Annotated in this window: 21 protein-coding genes; 15 read left to right on the forward strand and 6 right to left on the reverse strand. The window is 67.9% G+C overall.

Features of this window, described 5'->3' with window-relative positions; translation table 11 throughout:
• The first annotated feature begins 123 nt into the window (after window positions 1-123).
• Window positions 124-606, forward strand: coding sequence for a pantetheine-phosphate adenylyltransferase (coaD, locus tag ACX3PH_RS05860; protein WP_459090371.1), 483 nt, complete (start codon window positions 124-126; stop codon window positions 604-606).
• Here coaD and ACX3PH_RS05865 read toward each other — a convergent pair.
• Complete coding sequence (locus tag ACX3PH_RS05865; protein WP_459090373.1) at window positions 603-1,187, reverse strand: TetR/AcrR family transcriptional regulator; 585 nt, start codon at window positions 1,185-1,187, stop codon at window positions 603-605. The two genes, coaD and ACX3PH_RS05865, sit on opposite strands and share 4 nt — an antisense overlap.
• On the reverse strand, window positions 1,180-2,043 hold the full coding sequence (locus ACX3PH_RS05870) for an alpha/beta fold hydrolase (RefSeq protein WP_459090375.1): 864 nt from the start codon (window positions 2,041-2,043) through the stop codon (window positions 1,180-1,182). Before ACX3PH_RS05870 ends, ACX3PH_RS05865 begins: the two co-directional genes overlap by 8 nt.
• 143 nt (window positions 2,044-2,186) lie before the next feature.
• Between ACX3PH_RS05870 and ACX3PH_RS05875 the strand changes: the two genes are divergently transcribed.
• From ACX3PH_RS05875 to ACX3PH_RS05915, 9 genes are all read left to right on the forward strand, one after another.
• On the forward strand, window positions 2,187-2,978 hold the full coding sequence (locus tag ACX3PH_RS05875; protein ID WP_459090377.1) for a coenzyme F420-0:L-glutamate ligase: 792 nt from the start codon (window positions 2,187-2,189) through the stop codon (window positions 2,976-2,978).
• A gap of 26 nt (window positions 2,979-3,004) precedes the next feature.
• Complete coding sequence (locus tag ACX3PH_RS05880; RefSeq protein WP_459090379.1) at window positions 3,005-3,991, forward strand: AAA family ATPase; 987 nt, start codon at window positions 3,005-3,007, stop codon at window positions 3,989-3,991.
• A 67-nt stretch (window positions 3,992-4,058) separates the two neighbouring features.
• The gene (locus ACX3PH_RS05885; protein ID WP_459090381.1) at window positions 4,059-5,285 is read left to right on the forward strand and encodes a DUF58 domain-containing protein; all 1,227 of its coding nucleotides are present in this window, start codon (window positions 4,059-4,061) and stop codon (window positions 5,283-5,285) included.
• Window positions 5,275-7,539 (forward strand): transglutaminase family protein, encoded by a 2,265-nt coding sequence (locus ACX3PH_RS05890; RefSeq protein WP_459090383.1) that lies wholly within the window; start codon window positions 5,275-5,277, stop codon window positions 7,537-7,539. Before ACX3PH_RS05885 ends, ACX3PH_RS05890 begins: the two co-directional genes overlap by 11 nt.
• Before the next feature lie 31 nt (window positions 7,540-7,570).
• Window positions 7,571-8,524, forward strand: coding sequence for a siderophore-interacting protein (locus tag ACX3PH_RS05895; RefSeq protein ID WP_459090385.1), 954 nt, complete (start codon window positions 7,571-7,573; stop codon window positions 8,522-8,524).
• Window positions 8,525-8,549: 25 nt separating this feature from the next.
• The gene (locus ACX3PH_RS05900) at window positions 8,550-9,590 is read left to right on the forward strand and encodes a FecCD family ABC transporter permease (protein ID WP_459090387.1); all 1,041 of its coding nucleotides are present in this window, start codon (window positions 8,550-8,552) and stop codon (window positions 9,588-9,590) included.
• On the forward strand, window positions 9,587-10,618 hold the full coding sequence (locus ACX3PH_RS05905) for a FecCD family ABC transporter permease (protein ID WP_459090389.1): 1,032 nt from the start codon (window positions 9,587-9,589) through the stop codon (window positions 10,616-10,618). The genes ACX3PH_RS05900 and ACX3PH_RS05905 overlap by 4 nt, the downstream gene beginning before the upstream one ends.
• Window positions 10,615-11,445, forward strand: coding sequence for an ABC transporter ATP-binding protein (locus ACX3PH_RS05910; RefSeq protein WP_459090391.1), 831 nt, complete (start codon window positions 10,615-10,617; stop codon window positions 11,443-11,445). Before ACX3PH_RS05905 ends, ACX3PH_RS05910 begins: the two co-directional genes overlap by 4 nt.
• A gap of 68 nt (window positions 11,446-11,513) precedes the next feature.
• The gene (locus ACX3PH_RS05915; protein ID WP_459090393.1) at window positions 11,514-12,527 is read left to right on the forward strand and encodes an iron-siderophore ABC transporter substrate-binding protein; all 1,014 of its coding nucleotides are present in this window, start codon (window positions 11,514-11,516) and stop codon (window positions 12,525-12,527) included.
• Window positions 12,528-12,556: 29 nt separating this feature from the next.
• Here ACX3PH_RS05915 and ACX3PH_RS05920 read toward each other — a convergent pair whose 3' ends face one another.
• The 3 genes from ACX3PH_RS05920 to ACX3PH_RS05930 form a co-directional block, all read right to left on the reverse strand.
• On the reverse strand, window positions 12,557-13,339 hold the full coding sequence (locus ACX3PH_RS05920) for an ABC transporter ATP-binding protein (protein WP_459090395.1): 783 nt from the start codon (window positions 13,337-13,339) through the stop codon (window positions 12,557-12,559).
• Window positions 13,336-14,322 carry a putative F420-0 ABC transporter permease subunit gene (locus ACX3PH_RS05925; RefSeq protein WP_459091436.1) on the reverse strand — a complete coding sequence of 329 codons (987 nt, stop codon included), beginning with the start codon at window positions 14,320-14,322 and terminating at the stop codon, window positions 13,336-13,338. The genes ACX3PH_RS05920 and ACX3PH_RS05925 overlap by 4 nt, the downstream gene beginning before the upstream one ends.
• Before the next feature lie 106 nt (window positions 14,323-14,428).
• A complete protein-coding gene (locus ACX3PH_RS05930; protein WP_459090397.1) occupies window positions 14,429-15,388 on the reverse strand; it encodes a putative F420-0 ABC transporter substrate-binding protein in 960 nt (319 codons plus the stop codon).
• Window positions 15,389-15,581: 193 nt separating this feature from the next.
• Here ACX3PH_RS05930 and ACX3PH_RS05935 point away from each other — a divergent pair, with 193 nt between their 5' ends.
• From ACX3PH_RS05935 to mutM, 4 genes are all read left to right on the forward strand, one after another.
• Window positions 15,582-16,187, forward strand: a complete 606-nt coding sequence (locus tag ACX3PH_RS05935) for a YceD family protein (protein ID WP_459090399.1) — start codon at window positions 15,582-15,584, stop codon at window positions 16,185-16,187.
• Window positions 16,188-16,189: 2 nt separating this feature from the next.
• On the forward strand, window positions 16,190-16,393 hold the full coding sequence (gene rpmF, locus ACX3PH_RS05940) for a 50S ribosomal protein L32 (RefSeq protein WP_459090401.1): 204 nt from the start codon (window positions 16,190-16,192) through the stop codon (window positions 16,391-16,393).
• Window positions 16,394-16,509: 116 nt separating this feature from the next.
• Window positions 16,510-17,160 (forward strand): ribonuclease III, encoded by a 651-nt coding sequence (rnc, locus tag ACX3PH_RS05945; protein WP_459091438.1) that lies wholly within the window; start codon window positions 16,510-16,512, stop codon window positions 17,158-17,160.
• On the forward strand, window positions 17,161-18,114 hold the full coding sequence (mutM, locus tag ACX3PH_RS05950) for a bifunctional DNA-formamidopyrimidine glycosylase/DNA-(apurinic or apyrimidinic site) lyase (RefSeq protein WP_459090403.1): 954 nt from the start codon (window positions 17,161-17,163) through the stop codon (window positions 18,112-18,114). It begins immediately after the preceding gene.
• A gap of 100 nt (window positions 18,115-18,214) precedes the next feature.
• Here mutM and ACX3PH_RS05955 read toward each other — a convergent pair whose 3' ends face one another.
• Window positions 18,215-19,258 (reverse strand): GNAT family N-acetyltransferase, encoded by a 1,044-nt coding sequence (locus ACX3PH_RS05955; protein WP_459090404.1) that lies wholly within the window; start codon window positions 19,256-19,258, stop codon window positions 18,215-18,217.
• Between the two features lie 178 nt (window positions 19,259-19,436).
• On the opposite strand from ACX3PH_RS05955, the gene smc reads away from it, so the two are divergent.
• Window positions 19,437-23,135 (forward strand): chromosome segregation protein SMC, encoded by a 3,699-nt coding sequence (gene smc, locus ACX3PH_RS05960; RefSeq protein ID WP_459091440.1) that lies wholly within the window; start codon window positions 19,437-19,439, stop codon window positions 23,133-23,135.
• Window positions 23,136-23,161 lie beyond the last annotated feature (26 nt).

Raw genomic sequence — 23,161 nt, forward strand, 5'->3', positions numbered from 1 at the left:
CTGAACTCCGTCAACAGGACGGAAACGTGGGCGCGCCAGCCCGGGTGCCCGCGCCACCGCGTGTCGCGTAATCCATCCTGTTGACGGCGGCATTCTCAGAGTCACGCCGATAAGGTGAAGAGTATGAGCAGGATCGCCGTTGTTCCCGGATCGTTCGACCCCGTCACCCTGGGGCACATTGACGTGATCGAGCGTGCCGCCGGCATGTTCGACGAACTTCATGTGCTGGTGGTGCACAACCCGGACAAGACGGCGCTGCTCCCGGTGGCCCAGCGGGTGTCGCTGCTGGAGAAGTCGATCGCCGAGGCGGGCCTGCCTGGCAACATCCGCGTCACGTCCTGGACGGTCGGCCTGCTGGTCGATTACTGCACGGATGTCGGTGCCAGCGTCCTGGTGAAGGGCGTGCGTTCGGGCGTTGATGTCGCGTACGAGACGCCGATGGCGATCGTGAACCGCAACCTGGCCGGGGTCGAGACGGTCTTCCTGCTGCCGGATCCGGCCCACGCCCACGTGTCCAGTTCGCTGGTGCGGCAGGTTGCGGCGTTGGGTGGCGACGTCAGCCCGTACGTCCCGCGCGCGGTCGCCGACTTCCTCCAGAATCCTTAACGGCTGAGGTCCTGCAGTCCGCGCACCAGCATCCGGATGAGCGCGTCGAAGCTGGCGTCCAGGTCGCGGGGCAGGCCGAAGCCGCCGTCCAGTTCGAGTAGCACGTATCCGTGAACGGCTGAGCGGATGGCGCGGATGGCATCGGTCGCCTGGTCGGGTGCGAAACCGTAGCCGCGGAGTGCGTTCGCGATGACCGCTACGCTTTCGCCGCCGGCTGCGACGAGTTCGGCATCCGCCGGGTCGTCCGGGTTTCCGGCGTGCTGGGTGGCCGCGTACCGTCCGGGGTGGCGCTGGGCGAAGGCGCGCACTTCGGCCGCGAGCGCGACCACCGCTTCTTCGCCGGCGCGGCCGACGGTGGCGGAGCCGAGAGCCCGCGTGAGGTCCCGCACGGAGGCGACGGAAACCTCCCGCCGCAGGTCGGCCAGCGAGCTCACGTGCTTGTAGAGGCTCGGCGCCGCAACTCCGACCCGGGTAGCAACAGCGGCGAGGGTCAACGCGTCGAATCCCCGAGCGCCTGTGTCGTCGAGGATGGCCAGCGCCGCCTGGATGACGGCTTCCCTGCTGAGCCCGGCCCTAGGCATCCGCTGCCGCTTCGGCCGGGTTCTGCACCGTCGGGCGGATCTTCGCCAGGAAGCGCAGCAGCGCCGGCACCACGACGTCGGGTCGCTGCGATTGCGGGTAGTGGCCGGCATCCGCCACCAACACCGCGTCGGCGTTGATCGCCGTGGCGCCCCAGGCCAGTTCGCCGGCGGGGGAGCGGAAGTCAGGGTCGTGGTCGCCGATCATGATCAGCGCGGGGGAGGTGATCTCGGCGAGGCGGGCCTCGACTTCGGAGTGGTCCAGTTGGACGGCCAGCCGCCGCAGTGATCGCAACCGGTCGGGTTGGGCGAAGCTGCGACGGAGGTCTTTCCGGTGCTCCTCGAGCCAGGGCGAGCGGGTGACCTTGTTGAGGCTGCCGTAGTACGCCACCCAGAACGCTGCGCCCCAGGGCCACGCGAACATGACGCGGTAGAGGGCACGCATCATCGCCTGCGCCAGCGCACCAGGCATCGGTTCGCGCAGGAATGGGCTGAGCAGCACGAGTCCGCTGACCGCGTCCGGGCGTTCGGCGGCGGCCCAGGCGGCGGCGGATGCGCTCATCGAGTTGCCGAGGATGATCGCGGGCTCGCCGAGTTCCTCGATCAAGGCGAGAATGTCGCGCCCGGTGGTGGCGTCGCCATGCGTGGTGAACGTGGTGCCGCTGTCGCCGTGGCCGCGCAGGTCCATCACGGCAAAGCGGTAGCCGGCGCTCACGATTGGCGTGGCAAGGTCACGGTAGACGGAGCGCAGGTCGCCCATCCCGGGGACCGCGATGACCAGCGGTCCGGTGCCGTCCAGGGTGTAGGCGAGGCGGCCGTCCGCCCGCTGGAGGTAGTGCAGTTCCAATTGGCTAGTCATCATAACCAAAAAGCTACGCCCATTAGTCGACCTGCGCAAGAGCCCATCGAAAACGAAGGAGATCAGCGCCGGAACGCGCTATTCGCTGCCCGCAGGCGCACCACGCGGACGGATCTCCTTCATTTTTGCGTCAGGATGGGCGAATGGACGCAATGCAGGTGTGGGCGATCGATGGCATCCCCGAGATCGTCTCGGGAGACGACCTCGCGCTGATCATCGGCGACCTGCTCGAGGGCGATGACGCGCTGAAGGACGGCGACATCTTGGTCGTCACCAGCAAGATCGTGTCCAAGGCCGAGGGTCGTCAGGTGGCCGCCGCGGATCGTGAGCAGGCGATCACCGACGAGACGGTGCGCGTGGTGGCCAGCCGCGAGCATCCGGCCGGAACGACCCGCATCGTCGAGAACCGCCTCGGCCTGGTCATGGCTGCGGCGGGTGTCGACGCCAGCAACACCCCGGACGGCACCCTGCTGCTGCTTCCGATCGATCCGGATGCCTCGGCTCGCCGGCTCGCGGGCGCCCTCCGCGACCGCTTCAACGTGAAGGTCGGTGTGGTCATCTCCGACACGCTCGGCCGACCCTGGCGGCTGGGACAGACGGATGCCGCGATCGGCGCCGCGGGCATCCGCGTCGTCGACGACCTGCGGGGGAGCACGGATGCCCACGGCCGGCCACTCGAGGTCACCGTGACCGCGGTCGCCGACGAGCTGGCCGCCGCCGCCGACCTGGTGAAGGGGAAGGCGGCCAACCTTCCGGTGGCGATCGTGCGGGGAATGGCCGACCTCGTCGGCGAGCTCGACCTGCCGGGGGCGCGAACGCTGGTGCGACCGGCAGAACACGACATGTTCCGGCTCGGCAGCGACGAGTCATACGCGCTCGGATTCGGCGACGGGAAGCGCTCCCAAAAGTCAGGATCATCTGACAGACTCACTTGAGGTAAACCAAGCATTGAGGTTCAACGTTGAACGAAACCCACCCACTGGCGGTACCCGATTTCCATAGCCTGAGTCGGGGGATCGTTCGCAGTATCGAGACCGTGATCGACGGCAAGTCGGAGGCGGTGCAGCTCGCCCTGACCGTGCTCTTCGCCGAAGGCCATCTGCTGATCGAGGACGTTCCGGGCGTCGGCAAGACGATGCTCGCCCGAGCGCTGGCCCGTTCCCTGGACTGCACGGTCAACCGCATCCAGTTCACGCCCGACCTGCTGCCGTCGGATATCACCGGCGTCTCGGTGTTCAACCAGGGCTCGCGCACTTTCGAGTTCAGCCCGGGCCCGATCTTCGCGAACATCGTCATCGGCGACGAGATCAACCGCGCCAGCCCGAAGACGCAGTCGGCCCTGCTGGAGAGCATGGAGGAGAACCAGGTCACCGTCGATGGCATCACGCATCCGCTGGCGCACCCGTTCACCGTCGTTGCCACCCAGAACCCGGTCGAGATGGAGGGCACCTACCCGCTGCCGGAGGCCCAGCGCGACCGGTTCATGATCCGCATCTCGATGGGGTATCCGGATGAGGCGGCCGAGCAGGCGATGCTGCGCAGCCGCGAACTGACCAGCCCGCTGGCCAACATCTCGCCGGTCGTCTCGGCCGCGCAGCTGGCCTCCATGATCGCCACTGTGCGCGGCATCTACGTGTCGCCGGCCGTGGAGCGGTACGCGGTCAGCATCGCGCAGGCCACCCGCAATGACCGTGAGCTTCGCCTGGGCGCGAGCCCCCGCGCGACGCTGCACCTGGTTCGCGCGTCGAAGGCGCGCGCCGCCCTCGACGGACGTGAGTTCGTGCTGCCGGACGACATTGATGACCTTGCCATTCCGGTGCTCGGTCATCGGCTGATCGCCTCCAGTCGCGGGGCCAGCAATTCGTTCAACACCGCCGACATCTCGCAGACGATCACGCGAATCGTCAGTTCCATCAACGTCCCCCTCGGCGTGTTCGACTCGGTGTGAGGTCGTCGTGTTAGCAGCTCGGGTTGGCAAGAGGGCGCGTAACACCCGCCTGACTTCGCGGGGCTGGGTGTTTCTCGCCGTCGCCTTCCTGCTCATCGTGCTTGCCTACGCGCTTCGGCGCCCCGAACTGCTCTTCGTCGGCTGCTTCGTCGCGGCTGTCCCGCTGCTGTCCTTGTTCCTGATCAGGCTGCAGCGCCCGAAGCTGGATGTTCGCCGCAGCTTTGCACCGCTAGTGCTGACGGCCGGCCACCCGGCCATGGTTCGGCTGCAGGTTCAGAACCTGGCCCCGCGCCCGTTCCCGGCGGCTACCTGGACGGATGCCGTCGGCTGGCTTCCCAGACATCCCGCCTCGGGGCAGCTGAAGCCGCTGCGCAGCGGCTTATTCCGCCACCGGGAACCGCTGTCGTCGACCAGGCTCAGCTACGAACTCGCGCCGCCGCGGCGTGGCCAGTTCGAGATCGGGCCGTTCACGATCACGATGACCGACCCGTTCGGTCTCGCCAGCGGTACGCAGGTGGCGAACCACGCCCAGACGGTCACCGTCATCCCCGAGGTGCGGGCCCTTCCGGAGTCCGGTCTTGCGATCGCCGAGGCAGAGGGGTCTGCCCGGTTGGTGCAGCACCGCTCGGTCGGCGGCGACCACGACGTCACCACTCGGGCTTACCGCACCGGTGACGCGCTGCGCCGGGTGCACTGGCGCGCATCCGCTCACCATGGCGACCTGATGGTGCGGCAGGAGGAGCAACGCAGCCACTCAGAGGCGAGCATCCTGCTCGATACCCGCAGGAGCGGTTACCGGGACGCGAACTCCCTGCACCCGCTGGCCACCGCCGAGAGTGACCGATTCGAGTGGGCGGTCGGCTTCGCGGCCACCCTGGTGGTGCACCTCCAGCACTCCGGGTTCCTGGTGCACATGCACGAGTCGGCGGATGCCCAGCTCGCGTCCGTGGAGAACACCACCCACTTCCTGGAGAGCCTGGCCACGGTCGCCCTGAGCCCGGTACCGGCGCCGATGGACGTCATTCTGGCGAATGGCGGCGGGCAGTCCAGCCGCACCCCCGGTTCGATGTTCGCCATCATCTCGGACCCCGACGCTGAGCTGGTCGAGGCCCTCGCCCGCCGCCGCAGCAGTTATGAACTGGCGGTCGCGTTCCTGGCGATGCCGGACGACGAGTCGGTGAGCCTTCCGCTGAGCACGGCCGGTTGGACCTGTGTCGTTGTGCGGCCGGGTGACACTGCCGAGGGCGCCTGGCTCGCGGTGGTCGAGGGTGATGGAGCGCTTCGTGCCTCCTGAAGAACCGCAACTCCCGCCGGCGCACTGGAAGGTGAGCCTGGCCCTGCTGGCGTGCATCATGACGGCGACTGCGACGCTGAACGTGGTCCTGCAGGATCTCGGCTGGTGGTTCATCGCACTGCTGGCGTGCGGAATCGTGCTGGGGACATCCGCCCTGGTGAGGGTCTGGGCGACCTGGCGCTGGGTGCCACCTGTGGTGGCGGTGCTGGCGCTGTTCGGCTTCCTCACGCAGCAGTTCGCACCCCAGACCACGTTCATCGGGCTGTTCCCCACCTTTGACACGATCGAACAGTTCGGGTTGCTGATTGAACTGGCGCAGACGTCGATCATGGAGCAGACGGTTCCCGCGGAGCCGGTGCCAGGCATCCTGTTCCTGATCGCCGGAGGCATTGGTCTGATTTCGCTCGCTGCCGACCTCGTGGCGATCTCGCTTCAGCGGCGTGCCTGGGTCGGCTTGCTGATGCTGGTCGTGCTGTGGATGCCGGTGCTCACGGTGGAGCGCGACTTCGACCTGTTCTGGGTGATGGCGGCTGCCATTGCCTACCTCTACCTTCTGCGGGCGAACGCGCCGGCGCCGGATCGGCGGTTCACCCTCTCGGTGGCTGCTGGTGCGCTCGCCGTCGCGTTGGTCGCCCAGGTGGTGCTTCCGACGACAGAGCCGGTGCAGGCCGGGCCGGCGGGAACAGCCATCACCACCGGCGACAGCCCCATCGTGAACCTGGGCAACAACCTGCGACGCGATGTCGAGCGTCGTGCGCTGACCTACAGCACGGAGTCGGGGAGTGGGCAGTACCTGCGCCTGGTCAGCCTTGACCAGTTCGACGGAGACAAGTGGTTTGTCGGAGAGACCCCGTTCGAGGAGGAGAACACGCCGGACGACTTCGGGCTGCCTCCGGGACTCTCCGGGGAGGTCGAGCGCACCACGGACTCCACCCGGGTGGAGATCGTTGGCCTTGACACAATCTGGTTGCCGTTGCCGTACCCGACGGAGCGGGTGGTTGGCCTTGACCGGGGGTGGAGCTGGGACCCGGCCAGTCTCTCGCTGCGTACCCGCTTCGGGTCGAGCAGGAACCAGGAGTATCGGGTGGAGTCGCTGGTGTTGACTCCGACGCCGGAGCAACTGCTGGAGGCCGGTTCCACCGTGCCGCGCTCAGTGGCCGACCTCGCCGTCATCCAACAGGACGATGTGCCGCCGATCATCGAGGAGACCGCCCGGGCGGTGGTGGGCGACGCCGACTCCATCTATGAGAAGGCGCTCGCCCTGCAGCAATTCCTGCGCGCCGGCGACTTCAGCTATTCGGAGGATGCCCCCGTCGAGGAGGGCTACGACGGCACCGGGCTGGAGGTGATCGCGACGTTCCTCGAGGTGAAGAGCGGCTACTGCGTGCACTTCGCATCGGCGATGGCCCTGATGGCGCGCAGTCTCGGCATTCCGGCCCGGGTTGCTGTCGGGTTCCTGCCTGGTGGCAAGCTCGACCAGCGACTCGAGGGCCGCGCGGTCTATGAGGCGACGTCGCACGACCTGCATTCCTGGCCCGAACTGTATTTCGACGGCATCGGCTGGATGCCGTTCGAGCCGACGGCGACGCGCGGCGTGATCCCCGACTATGCGGACACCACGGTCGCCGGCGTTCCGATTCCGGCCGCCGGGGCAGGAGATCCGGAGCCCGCACCGTCCGATCCGGCTGCAGCGGATGATCCGCTCGCGCGTGATGCGGGGGACAACTCGGGCAGCGGCGCCGCTGCCGGAACGATTCCCGCAGGGCTCCTGTGGCTGATCGGGCTGAGCCTGCTCGGTGTGCTCCTGATCTTCACGCCGGCGATGATCCGGGCGATCGAGCGGCGGGCGCGCATCCGCACGATCCGCCGCGGTTTCGCTCCGGCGACGCTCGGCTGGCACGAGGTTCTGCAAAGCGCTGAGGATGCCGGCATTCCGGTTCCAAGGTCGGCAACCCCTCGCGAGAGCGGGCGGCTGCTGGCGGAGGCGATCGCGTCCGGGCGGCGCCCGGCGAAGGATCCGGATGGCGTGATCTCATCGGCGACAGCAGCGCTGGCCCGCATCGTCACCATGATCGAGCTGGAGGGTTATGCCCGTCCCGGAAGGGGCGTGTCGGTGTCGGCCGACGATGTCGCGGTCACCGTCAACCGGCTGAGGTCAGCGCAGGACTGGTGGGCCAGGGTGCGAGCGGTGCTGCTGCCAGCCTCCCTGTGGCGCCGTGCGGTCCAGGCTGTTCGGCCGAGGGAAACCGCGTAGCACCTTAGGTTAGGCATGCCATACTTAGGGCATGCTTACTATGACTTCGGTCCCGGTGAAGGTGGCGCGTCCGGCGTACCGCCCGTACCGGGCATCCGTTGCCCGTCTGGTTCAGCTCACCCCGCATTTCGTGCGAGTCACGTTCACCGGTGACGACTTCGACACTTTCGGAACCGATGGACTCGATCAGCGCCTCAAGATCGTGTTCCCGATCGAGGGCCACGGCTACAGCGACTTCGGCGCCGACGACGAGCAGACCATCGCCGACGGCAGCTGGTACGCACGCTTGCGGGCACTTCCCGACGACCGGCGCAACCCGTTCCGTACCTACACCGTCCGCGCCATCCGACCGACCGAACGCGAACTCGACGTCGACATGGTCAGCCACGGTGACGGCGGTCCGGCATCGCGCTGGCTGAACCGTGCGACCGTCGGCGATGAAGTCGTCATCGTCGGCCCAGACGCAGGCAGCATCGACTCCGCCATCGGCATCGACTGGCACCCCGGAGCGGCCACCCAGCTGCTGCTCGCCGGCGACGAGACCGCGGCCCCGGCCATCTGTGCCGTGCTCGAATCCTTGCCACACGGTCGGCGCGCGCAAGCCTTCATCGAGGTTCCGGATGCCGCCGACCTCCTCTCCATCGACCTCCCGAGCGGATGCTCGGTCACCTGGCTCCACCGTGGAGACCACCCGGTCGGAACCAGGCTCGACCCCGCAGTGCGCGGGTGGGTTGCTGACAACCTGGCCATCATCCGCCCGGCCCTCGCGGCCTCCGCCCAGCAATTGGATGATGTCGACGTCGACATCGAACTTCTCTGGGACTCGCCGGCCGAAGTGACGGACGGCCATTTCTACGCCTGGCTGGCCGGCGAGGCATCCTCCATCAAGTTGCTGCGCCGGTTCCTGGTGAGTGAGACCGGGATCGACCGCAAGCGGGTTGCCTTCATGGGCTATTGGCGGTTCGGTAAGGCTGAGGTCGTGTGAACCGGCACGAACTGGCGACGGGGCGGTGACCGCCACCGCCCTGCAAGACACCCGTAGGCCCGAATCACTGCGACGCCGTCGCCTGATCGGGCTCGGGGCGGCAGCCGCGCTCCTGCTGGTGATGGTCATTCTCAGCCTCGCCCTCGGCGCGCGCGACGTCGCCATTCCCGACGTCTGGAACGCCCTCTTCGCGCCGGACGCCGGCAACAACGACCATCTTGTCGTGCGAGACCTGCGCGTCCCGCGCACCGTGATCGGAGTCATCGTCGGGCTCGCCCTGGCGCTCGCGGGCACCATCATGCAGGGCGTGACCCGCAACCCGCTCGCCGACCCCGGCCTCCTCGGAGTGAATGCCGGCGCATCCGTCTTCGTGGTGCTGGCGATCGGCGTGCTCGGCATCAGCAGCCCATCCGCCTACGTCTGGTTCGCCTTCCTCGGCGCCGCGGCCGCCGCCAGCGTCGTCTACGGCATCGGAGCCATCGGGAGGGAGGGCGCCACCCCGGTGAAGCTGGTGCTGGCCGGAACCGCGCTGACGGCCGGGCTGACCTCCATCATCACCCTGGTGCTCATCACCGACGCCGAAACCCTGAACTCCTACCGCTTCTGGTCGGTCGGCTCCCTCGCCTCCCGCGACTTCGAACCGATCATCGCGCTGTGGCCGTTCATCGCCGTCGGCGCCGTACTCGCCTTCGCAGTGGGGCGGATGCTCAACCTCCTGTCACTCGGAGACGACCTGGCCCGCGGTCTGGGCCAGAACCTCACGCTGACCCGGGTGATCGCTGCCCTCGCCGTCGTACTGCTCTGCGGCTCAGCCACCGCGCTGGCCGGCCCCATGGTGTTCGTCGGCCTCGTCGTGCCGCACATCGTGCGGCCGATCACCGGGCCCGACTACCGCTGGATCCTCGCCTACTCCGCCCTGCTCGGGCCGGTGCTCCTGCTCGCCGCCGACGTGGTCGGTCGCCTGATCGTGCGCCCAGCCGAACTGGAGGCCGGCATCATCATCGCCGTGATCGGCGCCCCCATCATGATCGCCCTGGTTCGACGCGTGAAGTTGGCCGGGCTGTGAGCGCGGTATCCGTCGCCGTGCAGCGGTCGGGCATCCGCGGCCGCGCACGCACGATCACGCTCGCCTTGTCTGCGGTTGCGGTGGTGCTGGTCACCGTCAGCCTGTCCGTCGGCGCGTACACGCTGCCGATCCCCGACCTTCTGCAAGCTCTCATCGGCCAGGGCTCGGGAAGCGACAACTTCATCATCTTCCGGCTGCGGATGCCTCGGCTCGTGCTCGCCGTACTGGTCGGCTGCGCCTTCGGGATCGCCGGTGCGCTGTTCCAGACGCTCCTGCGCAACCCGCTCGCCAGCCCGGACATCATCGGCATCAGCCAGGGCGCCAGCGTCGCGGCCGCGTTCAGCATCCTGATCCTCGGCTTCAGCGGAGCGGCGGTCTCGTTGGCCGCCTTCCTCGGCGCGATCGTCGTCGCCACCGGCATCTACCTGCTGGCCTGGCGCGGGGGAGTGACAGGTTTTCGCTTCGTGCTGATCGGCGTCGGCGTCGCCTTCATGGTGCAGGCCGTGCTCGGCTACCTGATCACCCGCGGCGATGTGCGCGAAGTGCAGCAGGCGCTGGTCTGGATGGTCGGCGGGCTGGGAAGCGCCTCCTGGGCCGATATCGCGGTGATCGTGGCCGCGCTGGTTGTGCTGCTTCCGCTGGTGTGGGTGTTCTCGGCGCGATTGCGCATCCTGCAACTCGGCGACGACGCGGCCGGCGGGCTGGGACTGCGCCCCGAGCGTTCTCGTCTGGCCATTCTCTTCGTCGCCGTGGCCCTGGTCGCCGTCGCCACCGCGTTCGTCGGGCCGCTCGCGTTCGTCGCCTTCGTTGCGGCGCCGATTGCCAGGCGGATGCTCGGAACCGGCGGCCTCGCACTGGTCCCGAGTGCCTTGGTCGGCGCGGTTCTGGTCGTGGCGGCGGACTTCGTGGCACAGCACCTGCTGCCGGGAGACGTGCAGGTTCCGGCCGGCATCGTCACCGGGCTGGTCGGCGCCCCCTATCTCCTGTGGCTCCTGGCCACCACCAATCGCGGAGGACGCGGCGCATGACAGCAGAGAAGCAAGCCCACGAGTTCGGGGCCACCGGACTCGCACTCGGCTACGACGGCCGCCGCATCGTCACCGACCTCGACCTTCAAATCCCGGCCGGCCGGGTGACGGTCATCGTCGGTGCGAACGCCAGCGGCAAGTCGACGACGCTGCGGGGTATGGCGCGCCTGCTGCGCCCGGAGAGCGGCGTGGTGAGCCTGGACGGCCGCGACGTCCACGCGCTCCCGGCGAAGGATGTCGCGAAAGTCGTCGGCATCCTCCCGCAGTCCCCGATCGCGCCTGAGGGCATCACGGTGGGCGACCTCGTCGGGCGCGGCCGGTATCCGCACCAGGGCTGGTTCCGCCAGTGGTCTGCCGCAGACGATGTCGCTGTGACGGATGCCCTCACTGTCACGTCCTGCCTCGAACTGGTGGGGCGGCGCGTGGAGGAACTCTCCGGCGGCCAGCGGCAGCGGGTCTGGATCGCCATGGCCCTGGCCCAGGACCCGGACATCCTGTTGCTCGACGAGCCGACCACCTTCCTCGACGTGCGCCACCAGCTGGACGTGCTCGACCTCCTGGCCGGGCTGAACCGCACCAGGCAGACCACCGTCGTCATGGTGCTCCACGACCTCAACCTGGCCGCCCGCTACGCCGACGAGCTGGTGGTGATGGCGGATGGCCGCATTATCGCGAACGGGGCGCCATCCGACGTCCTCACTGCGGAGTTGCTGCGGGACGCGTTCGGGCTGGAGGCACTCATCGCCCCCGATCCGGTCTGCGGAACCCCGATGGTGGTGCCGATCGGCAAGTTCCACGCGCCGGAATCTCTGTCGAAACACGAGTAACCGGTGCTCTATAGTTAGGTTAGGCAACCCTAAGCGTTGTGTTCACCTTTCCCCGATTTGGAGTCCTTGTGAGTTTTCGCCCCCGCCTAGCCGCGCTCGCCGCTGCGACCGCCGCCCTCCTCGTTTTGAGCGGATGCGCATCCGGAACTGAAGAAACGCCCGAGGGCTCCGCGAGTTCCGGCGTCTTCCCGGTCACCATGGAGCACGCGTTCGGCGATACCGAGATCGAGAGCGAACCGCAGCGCGTCGTCGCGCTGGGCTGGGGGAGCGCGGATGCCGCCATCGCCATGGGCGTCATCCCCGTCGCCATGGAGGCGCAGGCCTACGGCGGGGACGAGAACGGCGTGCAGCCGTGGACCGCTGAGGCCCTCGAGGATGCCGGCGTCGAAACGCCCGTCCTCATCCCGTCGAGCAACGAGACTCCGGCCTACGAGGCGATCGCAGAAGCCGCACCCGACCTGATCCTCGCGGTCTACTCGGGTATCACCGAGGAGCAGTACGAACTCCTCAGCGAGATCGCCCCAACCGTCGCCTACCCGGACGCAGCCTGGACGACCCCGTGGCGCGACGTCGTCTCGCTGGTCGGCGAGGCGCTCGGCAAGACGGCTGAGGCGCAGTCCGTGCTGGACGGCGTCGACGCCGTACTCGCCGAGAAGGCGGCCGAGAACCCCGAACTGGCTGGCAAGTCCGTCGCGGTCGTATGGGACGTGTCCGGCACCTTCTACGTCTACAAGCCGGCCGACTCGCGGGTCAGCTTCCTGTTCGACCTCGGTCTGGTCAACGCTCCGTCGGTGGACGAACTAGCCAACGGCGAGTCACCGTTCTACTTCACGCTCAGCTATGAGGAGCTCGACAAGCTGGAGAGCGACATCATCGTCGCCTTCGCGAACACGCAGGACGAGGCGGATGCCTTCCTCGCCCAGAGCTACGCCCAGACGATTCCGGCGGTGAAGGCCGGCGCGGTCGCATCCGTCAGTGGTGTCGAACTGGTCGCAGCGGTCTCACCGCCCACCGCACTCTCGCTCACCTGGGGCATCGACGAGTACGTGACCGCCCTGGCCAAGGCCGCTTCTGCGGGTTGAGTAGGCGCGAAGCGCCGTATCGAAACCAGCTACATGGCGCTGAACGCCACCATCGGCTTCCCGGTCGCGGGGTGCGGCAGCAGGTCTGCCCGCACCCCGTAGACCTCGCGAATGAGCTCGGCGGTCAGCGTCGTCTCGGTCGGCCCGGCGGCCACCACTCGTCCGCGATGCAACACCAAGATGTGGTCGCTGGCCGCCAGCGCGAGGTTCAGGTCGTGCAGGGCGGCGAGTACGGACACCCCGGTGTCGGTGAGGTTGCGGAGCAGCTCGAGCGTCGCGAGTCCCGCGCTGATGTCGAGGTGATTCGTCGGCTCGTCCAGCAGCAGCAGCCGTGGCTGCTGGGCGAGCGCCTTCGCCAGCAAGACCCGCTGGCGCTCCCCGCCAGACAGGCTGGTGAAGTCCCGCTCGGCGAACTCCGTCACCCCGGCGACCTGCAAGGCGTCGGCGACGATCGAGCGGTCCTCCCGACTCTCCTCCTGCCACATCGCCTGGTGCGGGGTCCGCCCCAGCGCGACAACCTCGCGGGCTGTCAGGGTCAGCTCGGTGACGGCATCCTGCTCCACGAAGCTGACCAGTCGTGCCCTTGCTTTCCGGGCCATCTCTGGCAGGTTCTGGGCATCGAAGGCGATCGTGCCGGCATCCGGTTTCTCGACGGCGGCGATCGCCCTTAGCAGGGTGGACTTGCCCGCACCGTTCGGGCCGATCAGGGCACACAGGCTGCCCGGCGGCACCGAAGAGGTCACGCCGTCGATGATCATGGTTCCATCGATGCGCACATCGACCCGGTCGACGTCGAGGCCGTCGCCGATCATGCGTCCGTCCTGCGCTTCGCCAGCAGGAACGCGAAAACGGGTGCGCCGATGATCGCCGTCACGATACCGACCGGCAGTTCCCGCGGGTCGAACAGCGAGCGGGCGGCGGTGTCCGCCCAAATGAGGAAGATCGCCCCGACCAGGGCGACCAGCGGCAGCAGCGCGCGATGGCGCGGGCCGACCAGCAGCCGCACGGCATGCGGCAGGATCAACCCGACGAACCCGATCGACCCGCTCACCGACACCATCGCCCCGGTCAGCAGCGCGGTGACGGCCAGCAGGCTCCAGCGCACGCCCTGCACATTCACCCCGAGGGCGGCGGCGGAGGTGTCGCCGAAAGCGAAAGCATCGAGCGTGCGCCCGCTCAACAGGATCGGGATGCCGGCGATCAGGATCGCCGTGAAGGTGATCGCGACGGCGGGCCAGCGCGCGCCCGCCAGCGAGCCGAGCAACCAGCTCAGGATCTCCCGGTAGGAGTCGCCGGTCACCCACCAGAAGATGACCAGGCTGGTCAGGGCGGATGCGAGCGCCGAGACCGCGACGCCGGCGAGCACCGTACGCGAGGGCGTGATGCGCCCGAGGGAGCTGGCCAGCGCGAGGGTCAGTCCGAGGGCGAGGAGCGCGCCGAGGAATGCGGCCAGCGGCAGGATGATCGCGGCACCCATCAGGAGCACCAGCACCGCGCCGAGTGAGGCCCCCGACGAGAGGCCGAGCAGGTACGGGTCGGCCAGCGGGTTGCGGGTCAGCGCCTGCATCACCGCGCCGCTGACCGCCAGGCCGGCGCCGACCGCCGCGGCGGTCAGTACCCGGGGCATCCGCAGTTCCCAAACGATGCCGTCGCGCAACTCGCTGAGCGGGGTCGCGCCGATTCCCAGGTGATGCAGCACGGACGCCCACACCTCGCCCGGCGTGATGTCCGCCGGCCCGAACGTGACGGCCAGGATGACGGATGCCACGAGCACCGCTCCCAGCACGGCCGCCATCGCCGCCACTGCTGGTCGTGAGTGCACCTTCGCAGGTCGAGCAGATCTCGCTGGTCGACCGATTTTCGCTGGTTGAGCCTGTCGAAACCCCACTCGTTCGCTCGTTCTACCCAAGCTCAAGCTCCGCAAGTTGCTCGCTCAGATCAACGATCGCCGGTACCGTGCGCACCCCGGCCTCGCTTGCCGCGAACGGGATGACGAGGTATCGCCCGTTGACGACCGCGTCGAGCCGTGCGGTGGCCGGGTTGGCCTGCAGGATGCCGATCTTCTTGTCCGCGCTGTTCCACGCGGAGTCGACCAGCACAATCACGTCAGGGTTGGCCGCGATGACGGCCTCCCAGTTGAACGGGGCCCACGCCTGTCCAAGGTCGCCGGCGATGTTGGTGAGGCCGAGGTGGTCGAGCACGACCTGCGGCGCCCCGGTGCCGCCGCCGACAAACGGGGTGTCCGATCCGGACGAGAACCACAGGGCGGTGCGCTCGCCGGAGAGCGGCTTGACCGCTTCGAGTGCTGCCCGCTGCCCGGAGACCAGCTCCGTGGCATCCGTCTCGAAGATCGACGCGACCTCGGTGATCTCGGCGAAGATGTCGTCCACCGTCAGTGCGGGGTGATCGGCGGAAAGTGACTGGCATGCGGAGGGGGAAACGTAGGTGTCAACACCGAGCGACTGCAACTCGCTGCGCTCACCGGCGCCGTCGGCTGAGAAGTTGGACTCCCAGCCGGCGTAGACCAGGTCGGGTTCGAGGGTGAGAACGGTCTCCTCCGATGGCACCTTGTCGGAGATCACCGGGATGTCGGCCGCAGCATCCGCCCACTGCTCAGGGGCTGGACCATCAGGGAACGCGGTGCCGACGATGCGGTCGCCGAGGCCCAGGGCCAGCAGCATCTCGGTGGTCGACGACTTGATGGTGACGACGCGCTCCGGGTTGGAGTACGTCACCTCGAGGCCGCAATTGGTGATCGCCTCCGGCGTCGGGGCCGGGCGTTCGGGTGCGGCGGCTGCAGCGCATCCGCTCAGCAGCAAGGCAGTGGCGATCATCGCGGGAACGGCGAGTCGAGAATTCATGGGGGTCCTCCGGTTGTGGGCGTGCGAGAGTTCGTGGCACAAGCGGCCACGAAACCTGCCGGCCTCAAATCGGAGGTCGAGCGCACTACGCCAGGTCAGGCGCAGTGGGTCTGCACAAATTCTAGCGACATCCGGTTCGGTACCTGACACGCCAACTGGTAGCTGCTTCAGGATGCCCGGCTAAACTTCTCGGGTGACTCACCTACGCCAGACCCCCTGGACCGTCGACGTGCGCGACATCATGCACCGGCCCGGCGAGATGCGCGAGCGCCAACTCGACATCGCGACGCCGGAACCCTTCGGCAACGCCGTCATCGGCGTACCGGAGGGCGCAAACGTCGAGATCGATCTGCGCCTCGAAGCCCTGCATGACGGCATCCTGGTCAGTGCCGAAGTGGATGCGACGGCGACCGGGGAGTGCGTTCGGTGCCTCATCGATGTCGCCCACCCGGTCGAAGTCGATATTCAGGAGCTTTTCGCGTATTCTGAGGACGAAGCTTTCGAGTATCAGGTTCAAGACGACCACGTGGATCTTGAACCCGTCATTCGGGACGCAGTGGTTTTGTCGCTGCCGTTCCAACCGGTCTGTCAAGAAGATTGCCCCGGCCTGTGCCCAGAATGTGGGGTGCGGCTTCTCGACAACCCCGGTCACGAGCATGAAGAACCCATCGATCCCCGCTGGGCGGCGCTTGCCGGACTCGAAGGCCTGACCGAGGCCACAAGCACCCCAACAGACAACGCCGCGCAGCGCGGTGCCGACATTGCCCCTGAGGCCGATGTCGAGAGAGAGAAGAGATAGTCATGGCAGTACCCAAGCGCAAGATGTCCCGCGCGAGCACCCGCATGCGTCGCGCCCAGTGGAAGGCGACCGCGCCGACCCTGGTGAAGACCATCGAGGGTGGCAAGGTCGTTTACAGCCTCCCGCACCGCGCGAAGGTTGTCGAAGACTCCGCCGGCACCGCCCTGTACATGGAGTACAAGGGCCGCAAGGTCGCCGACGTCTAAATCGCCTGGCGGTTACGTGAGCGGAGGGAGCGCCGGTGTCTGCTGAACGGCAGGTTCCGGTCGTCTCCGCCCAGTCGGGCCGTCATGCCGCACCCCAGCGCGGTCTCGCCGACCAATTGCAGGTCGATGTCAGCCCAGAGCTCCTCGAGCTTGCCCTGACGCACCGGTCTTTCGCGTACGAGCACGGCGGCATCGCCCACAACGAGCGGCTCGAGTTCCTCGGCGACTCGATTCTCGGCCAGGCGGTCACCGTCATGCTGTACACCGAGAATCCGACACTCAGCGAGGGCGACCTCGCGAAGAGGCGCGCGAGCCTGGTCTCCAGCGTGGCGCTTGCGGAGGTTGCCCGGTCGATCGACCTGGGTCCGCACGTCCGCCTTGGTCACGGTGAAGAATTGACCGGCGGGCGAGACAAGTCCTCGATCCTCGCCGACACGGTTGAGGCGATCATCGGGGCCACCTATCTGAGTGCGGGGGCGGATGCCGCTACCGGTCTGGTGCTGCGACTCATCTCCCCGCTGTTGGAAGACCCCGAGCGTTTCGGCGCCGCGATGGACCCGAAGACCAGCTTGCAGGAGCTGGCCGCCCGCCGCGGGCGCGGAGTGCCGACGTATGTCATCACCGACAGCGGCCCAGACCACTCCAAGCGGTTTCACGCTGTCGTCGTGCTCGGCGGCAAGGAGATCGCCTCGGGCGACGGCACCAGCAAGAAGCACGCCGAGATGGCTGCCGCGCTCGACGCGTGGACGCTGCTGCAGTCCGAATAGATGCCGGAGCTACCCGAGGTCGAGGTCGTCCGCGCCGGCCTGGAACCGGCCGTGACCGGCGCAACTGTCACCGCCGTCACGGTGCTGGACGAGCGCTCGCTGCGCCGGCATCCTGGCCCCGCGGAGGACTTCGTCGAGCGGCTGACCGGCGCAACGCTGCTCACCCCGAACCGTCGCGGCAAATACCTGTGGCTGCCGCTCGTGGAATCGAAAACGAAGGAGATCCGTCCGGATTCGGCCGCTTCTGCATCACCTGGCGCCGTTTCGGCCGAAAGTCCTTCGATTTCGACTGCGTCCGAGGCATTGGTCGTGCACCTGGGCATGAGCGGCCAGGTGCTCCTGCGCGAGCCCGGCGTAGAGGACCGGCTCACGCGCATCCGCATCGACGTGGTGCATCCGGAGTACGGGCCGCTGCGCCTGAACTTCGTCGACCAGCGCATCTTCGGTTCGATGGCCATCGATGAGCTGCGGGCGACGACGGATGCCCCGGCGCAGTCGGTCCCGAACCAGGTCTTCCACATTGCCCGCGACCCTATCGACCCGCTGTTCGACGACAAGGTCTTCTTCCGGCGGCTCAGCGCCCGCAAGACAGGGGTGAAACGCGCCCTTCTCGATCAGACCCTGATCAGCGGCATCGGCAACATCTACGCCGACGAGGCCCTCTGGGCGGCGCGCATCCACTACGACCAGCCGACCAATACGCTCAGCCTGCCCAAGGCGAAACGCCTGCTCGCCGAGGTTCGGCTGGTGTTGGCGAAGGCGCTCGGTGAGGGCGGCACCAGCTTCGACACGCAATACCTGAACGTCAACGGAGAGTCAGGCTACTTCGCACACTCCCTGCAGGCGTATGGCCAGCACGGCCAACCGTGTCCGCGCTGCGGGCGTCCGATCATCCGCGAAACGTTCATGAACCGTGGGTCCCATTTCTGCCCGTTCTGCCAGCGCCTGCGCTGACTCGCTTCACCCGTCAGGTAGAGACACGCCTGTATCCGCAGCGCAGCCGGCTGTGTCCATAGCTGACGGATGAGCCGACGCCGCGGAGAGCACCAGGCGCTCAGAGCACCTTCTTCCAGGAGCCCTCGTAACCGACCGGCACGAATCCGATCGCCTCGTTGACGTCGAGCATGTGCCGGTTCTCCTCGGCATTCCAGGTGTAGATGGCCGGATGCCCGGGTGCGGTTTCCGACAGGAGGCGTAGGTTCGCCGCCTTGATCAACATGCCCAGCCGGTGCCCGCGGTGCTCGCTGAGAACGAGGGTGTTGTGGTTGAACACCGGTGTCGCAGGGTCGTGGGCGCAGACCAACTCGGTGAAGCCGACCAGGGTGCCCGACTCAATGTGACGGACCGCAGTGGTCATCCAGTGCCGACCCTCCGCCGCGCGCCGGGCGTCCAGGTCGCGCACCCGTTCTTCGTCCCACTCCTCGGGCTGGTAGTCGACCTCCCCGAGCGGCGGGTCAGTGCTCATCCGCTGCTGCAGCACCGCGAGGTCGCCGAGCCGGTGCTCAGGGGTGGCACCGATCCAGCGCTCGAGGGAGTAACCCTCCGGGGCATCCAACTCCGGAAGGTTAGCGGGCAGGGGCAACCGGCTCATCCGGTCGACCTGCGCCAGGGCGTAACCGTTGGCCAGGAGGAACCGCGTGGACGGATCATTCAGCGGCACGGACCCGAAACCGGTCGGTGACTCGATGCGCTCGCCGGCCGCATCCGCGTGGTGGGCGAACGACTGAAGCACCTGCCGCTTGTCGGCCAGGGCGATCTCAAGCACCCGCTCGTACAGCGCGGTACCGATCCCGCGGCCACGGAACTCGGGCAGCACCTCTGCGTGCAGCCAGGCTGAGCGCACGTCGTCCCCGCTCTGCAACTCGTGCACCGAGCGGCCCACGATCCGTCCGTCGACCCTGGCCACGAACATCCGCTTCGGCTCATAGGGGTTGTGGTATTCGGGGAGGAGCTCTTCCGGCTTCATGGCGAGGTCGTAGTTGCCGACAGCCGCTGCCTCGACGTCATTGCGCACGCGTGCCATCTCGATGAAGTCTGCGCCTGCTGGGCCATCCAGCGTTTGTGGCGGCAGTAATTCGTCGATCTCGAAGTCGGCCATGAAAGTTCTTTCTGCTCCGGTGCGGATGCCCCGAATGGGCAGCCGATCAGGCTACAACGCGGTCGGCGGATGCCGCACCTCCATCACCCAAATCGTTACCGGAGTTGCAGTCGGGCCATTGCACGCCCTTCCGGTACCGTTGACCCGTGAGTTTCGGGCGCGACGGGAGGGCAGGCAGGTGTATCTGAAGAGCCTGACCCTCAAAGGATTCAAGTCGTTCGCGCAGTCCACCACCTTCGCCTTCGAGGAGGGCGTCACCTGCGTCGTGGGCCCGAACGGTTCCGGCAAGTCCAATGTCGTCGACGCCCTCGCCTGGGTGATGGGCGAGCAGGGCGCGAAAACCCTGCGCGGCGGCAAGATGGAAGACGTCATCTTCGCAGGCACCGCCACCAAGGGGCCGCTCGGGCGGGCCGAGGTCATCCTCACCATCGACAATTCCGACGGCGCACTGCCCATCGAGTACGCGGAGGTCACGATCAGCCGCACCCTGTTCCGCAGCGGCGGCAGCGAGTACGCGATCAACGGCGAGACCTGCCGGCTGCTGGATGTCCAGGAGTTGCTGAGCGACTCCGGCCTGGGCCGCGAGATGCATGTCATCGTCGGCCAGGGCCAGCTCGACGCCGTTCTGCATGCCAGCCCGGAGGACCGCCGCGGGTTCATCGAGGAGGCCGCCGGCATCCTGAAGCATCGCCGTCGCAAAGAGAAGACCATCCGCAAGCTGGATGCCATGCAAGCCAACCTGACCAGGTTGAGCGACCTGGCGGGGGAGATCCGTCGCCAACTGAAGCCGCTCGGGCATCAGGCCGAGATTGCCAGGGAAGCCCAGTCGATCGCGGCGATCGTGCGCGATGCTCGCGCACGCCTGCTCGCTGACGAAGTGGTAACCCTGCGCGAGTCGCTCACGCTGCACAGCAAGAGCGAGTCGGAGCGCAAGACCGAGCGCATCGTGCTGCAGGAGCAACTCGACCAGTCGAAGCTGCGGGAGCAGCGCATCGAGCAGGCGCAGGTCGGCGACGCGGTCGACCTGGCGAGGCGAACGGCGTTCGGACTCGAGTCGGTGCAGGAGCGCCTGCGCGGCCTGTACACGCTCGCCAACCAGCGGCTCGCCCTGCTCGGTTCGCAGGCGGAGACCGCCCAGGCGGCATCCGGTGTCAGCCCGCAGATGGTGACGGATGCCCGGGACGAGGCTGCCCGGCTCACCGCGACGATTGCCGAGGCGGAGACCGCCTGGCGGGCGGCGCAGGCGGTCACCGCTGAGGCGCGCGCCAACCTCGACGGGCTCGACGAGGAGATCGCCCATCAGAGTTCGCTCGTCTCCCGCCACGACCTGGAGCTGTCGAAGCTCACCGGGCAGGCCGACACCGCGGCCTCCCGCCTCGCCGCCGTTCGCGGTGAGGTGTTGCGCCAGCAGAACGCGCTGGATGCTGCACTGGCCCGCCGCCACGCCGCAGCCCAGCTGCTGTCCCAACTGGAGGCGGAATCCACCCTCGGAGACGAAGGGGAGACCGACCTGGATGCGCAGTACCAGAGCGCACAGGCGGATGTGACGGCGGCCGAAGCCGAGATCGACACCCTTCGTGAGCAGCTGCACACCCTCGAACGGGAACGTGACGCGCTGGCGGCCCGCCAGAGCGCCCTCTCGATGGCCCTCGACCAGAAGGACGGCTCGAGCGCGCTGGTCGGGGCGAAGCGTCCGGGCATCCGCGGACTGGTGGCTGAGCACGTGCAGGTGAAGCCCGGCTACGAGGCGGCCATCGCTGCCGCCCTCGGCTCGCTGGCGGATGCCGTGCTCGCCGAGAACCGCGACTCCGCGATCGACGCGCTTGCTCACGCCGCCGCCGACGACCTCGGCCGCGTCGAACTCGTGCTGGCCGATGCCGACGTTGTTACCGGAGTCAGCGGCCAGTTGGACGACGGCGCTGTCTTCGCGGTCGACGTCGTGACCGCCCCCGCGGGTGTGCTCGGTCTTCTCGGCCGGGTCGTGATCGCCGACGATCTCGAGGCCGCCAGGCGGGTGTGGACCGGGCTGACCACCGCACGCCGCACTGCCGGGGGGCATTCGCACGAGGCGGAGGGTTCAGGCGCTTCAGCGCTCACCGTCATCACGAAATCGGGCGACGTGCTCAGCCAGTACGTCCTCCGTGGCGGCTCCGGCGCCAAGCGCTCCCGCCTCGAACTGGTCGCCGATCGGGAGGCCGCGACCGAGCGCCTCTCCGAGGTCACCTCGCTCATCGAACGCGCCCAATTCGCGCTCGCCGAGCAGCGGGGCACCCTCCAGGTGGCGAAAGAACAGAGCGTTCGCGCACTGGCCACCTTGCGCGAGTTCGACTCGCAGCTGGCTGCGCAGACCGAGAAGCTCAACCGCTCCAAGGTGCAGGTCGAGGCCGCCGATGCCGAGGCGCAGCGTCTCGAACGCGGGCTCGAGTTGGCCAACTCCTCCGTGACGGATGCTGTTGCAGCCTCCGAGCGTGCCGAGGCCGAACTGGAGACGGCGAAGGCACGCCCTCGCCCGATCCTCGACATCGCGGCGCGCGACGGTCTCGCCGCCGAACTGGATGCCGCGCGCGAGCGCGAGGTTGAGGCACGCCTGCAGGTGGAGACCGCTCGTGAACGAGTGCGTGCCCAGGAACTGCGGGCGACACAGCTCGCCCAGCAACTGGACGCCGAGCGGGCCGCGGCCGAGGAGGCAGCCCGCCGTGCCGTCATCCGTCGCCGGCAGGTGGAGGCAGCAGAACAGGTGATTTCGGCGTTGCCCGCGGTGCTCGACGCCGTCGATCGTTCCGTGGCGGAGGCAAGGCTCGAGCTTGCCGGCCGGGAAGCCGAGCGGGCGAAGCAGAACGAGGAACTGGCCGAACTTCGCCGCAACGAGAGTGTGCTTCGCGAACGGTTGCACACGATCAGCGAGAGCGTGCACGGACTCGAGATGCAGATCTACGAGAAGAAACTGCACCTCTCTACCCTGCTCGAGCGTGCGGGCGAGGAGCTCGGTCTCGTCGAAGACGTGCTGGTCGCCGAGTACGGCCCCCAGGTTCCCATTCCCGACCTCACGACCGACCTCGACGAGGACGCCCCCAGCTCTGAGCTCGTCGATGGATCCACCTCCCCTCCGTCAACAGGACGGATTGAGCAACATGCCGACGAGGGCGCCGCCAGGCTCGGCGATTCGGAAAACGCTCCTGTTGACGGCGAGGTTACGGGAATCCCGTTCGTGCGCGCCGAGCAGGAGGCCCGACTCGCGAGGGCCGAGCGCAAGCTCGCGCAGTTGGGCCGGGTCAACCCGCTCGCACTGGAGGAGTTCGCGGCCCTCGAGCAGCGCCACAAGTTCCTTACCGAGCAGCTCACCGACCTCACCAACACGCGGAAAGACCTGCTGACGATCATCGACGAGATCGACGAGAAGATGCAGGACATCTTCGCGAGCGCCTTCGAAGACACCAGGGCCGCGTTCAACCAGGTTTTCCCGATCCTGTTCCCGGGGGGGACCGGCAGCATCCACCTCACCGACCCCGACGACCTGCTCACCACGGGAATCGAGGTCACGGTCAAGCCCGCCGGCAAGAAGATCGAGCGCCTGTCGCTGCTCAGCGGCGGTGAGCGTTCGCTGGCCGCGGTCGCCCTGCTGATCGCCATCTTCAAGGCGCGCCCCAGCCCGTTCTACATCATGGACGAGGTCGAGGCCGCCCTCGACGACGCCAACCTGGGCCGGCTGCTGCAGATCTTCGAAGACCTCCGCCAGACCTCGCAGCTGATCATCATCACCCACCAGAAACGCACGATGGAGATAGCGGATGCCCTCTACGGCGTCTCGATGCGGCAAGACGGTGTGAGCGCGGTCGTCGGCCAGCGCGTGGCCGCCGCCGAGGAAAAAGCCGGCTAGGCCCCTCGTCTCACACAACGTCGTTC

The sequence above is a fragment of the Homoserinimonas sp. A520 genome (assembly GCF_054489245.1).

Excerpts from the sequence above, each read along its gene's own strand:
- ACX3PH_RS05875 (WP_459090377.1), top strand. The coding sequence starts at position 2,187 with ATGGACGCAATGCAGGTGTGGGCGATCGATGGCATCCCCGAGATCGTC.
- ACX3PH_RS05865 (WP_459090373.1), bottom strand. The coding sequence starts at position 1,187 with ATGCCTAGGGCCGGGCTCAGCAGGGAAGCCGTCATCCAGGCGGCGCTG.
- ACX3PH_RS05955 (WP_459090404.1), bottom strand. The coding sequence starts at position 19,258 with ATGGCCGACTTCGAGATCGACGAATTACTGCCGCCACAAACGCTGGAT.
- mutM (WP_459090403.1), top strand. The coding sequence starts at position 17,161 with ATGCCGGAGCTACCCGAGGTCGAGGTCGTCCGCGCCGGCCTGGAACCG.
- ACX3PH_RS05910 (WP_459090391.1), top strand. The coding sequence starts at position 10,615 with ATGACAGCAGAGAAGCAAGCCCACGAGTTCGGGGCCACCGGACTCGCA.
- ACX3PH_RS05870 (WP_459090375.1), bottom strand. The coding sequence starts at position 2,043 with ATGACTAGCCAATTGGAACTGCACTACCTCCAGCGGGCGGACGGCCGC.
- ACX3PH_RS05930 (WP_459090397.1), bottom strand. The coding sequence starts at position 15,388 with ATGAATTCTCGACTCGCCGTTCCCGCGATGATCGCCACTGCCTTGCTG.
- ACX3PH_RS05920 (WP_459090395.1), bottom strand. The coding sequence starts at position 13,339 with ATGATCGGCGACGGCCTCGACGTCGACCGGGTCGATGTGCGCATCGAT.
- rpmF (WP_459090401.1), top strand. The coding sequence starts at position 16,190 with ATGGCAGTACCCAAGCGCAAGATGTCCCGCGCGAGCACCCGCATGCGT.
- ACX3PH_RS05895 (WP_459090385.1), top strand. The coding sequence starts at position 7,571 with ATGCTTACTATGACTTCGGTCCCGGTGAAGGTGGCGCGTCCGGCGTAC.
- ACX3PH_RS05925 (WP_459091436.1), bottom strand. The coding sequence starts at position 14,322 with ATGGCGGCCGTGCTGGGAGCGGTGCTCGTGGCATCCGTCATCCTGGCC.
- coaD (WP_459090371.1), top strand. The coding sequence starts at position 124 with ATGAGCAGGATCGCCGTTGTTCCCGGATCGTTCGACCCCGTCACCCTG.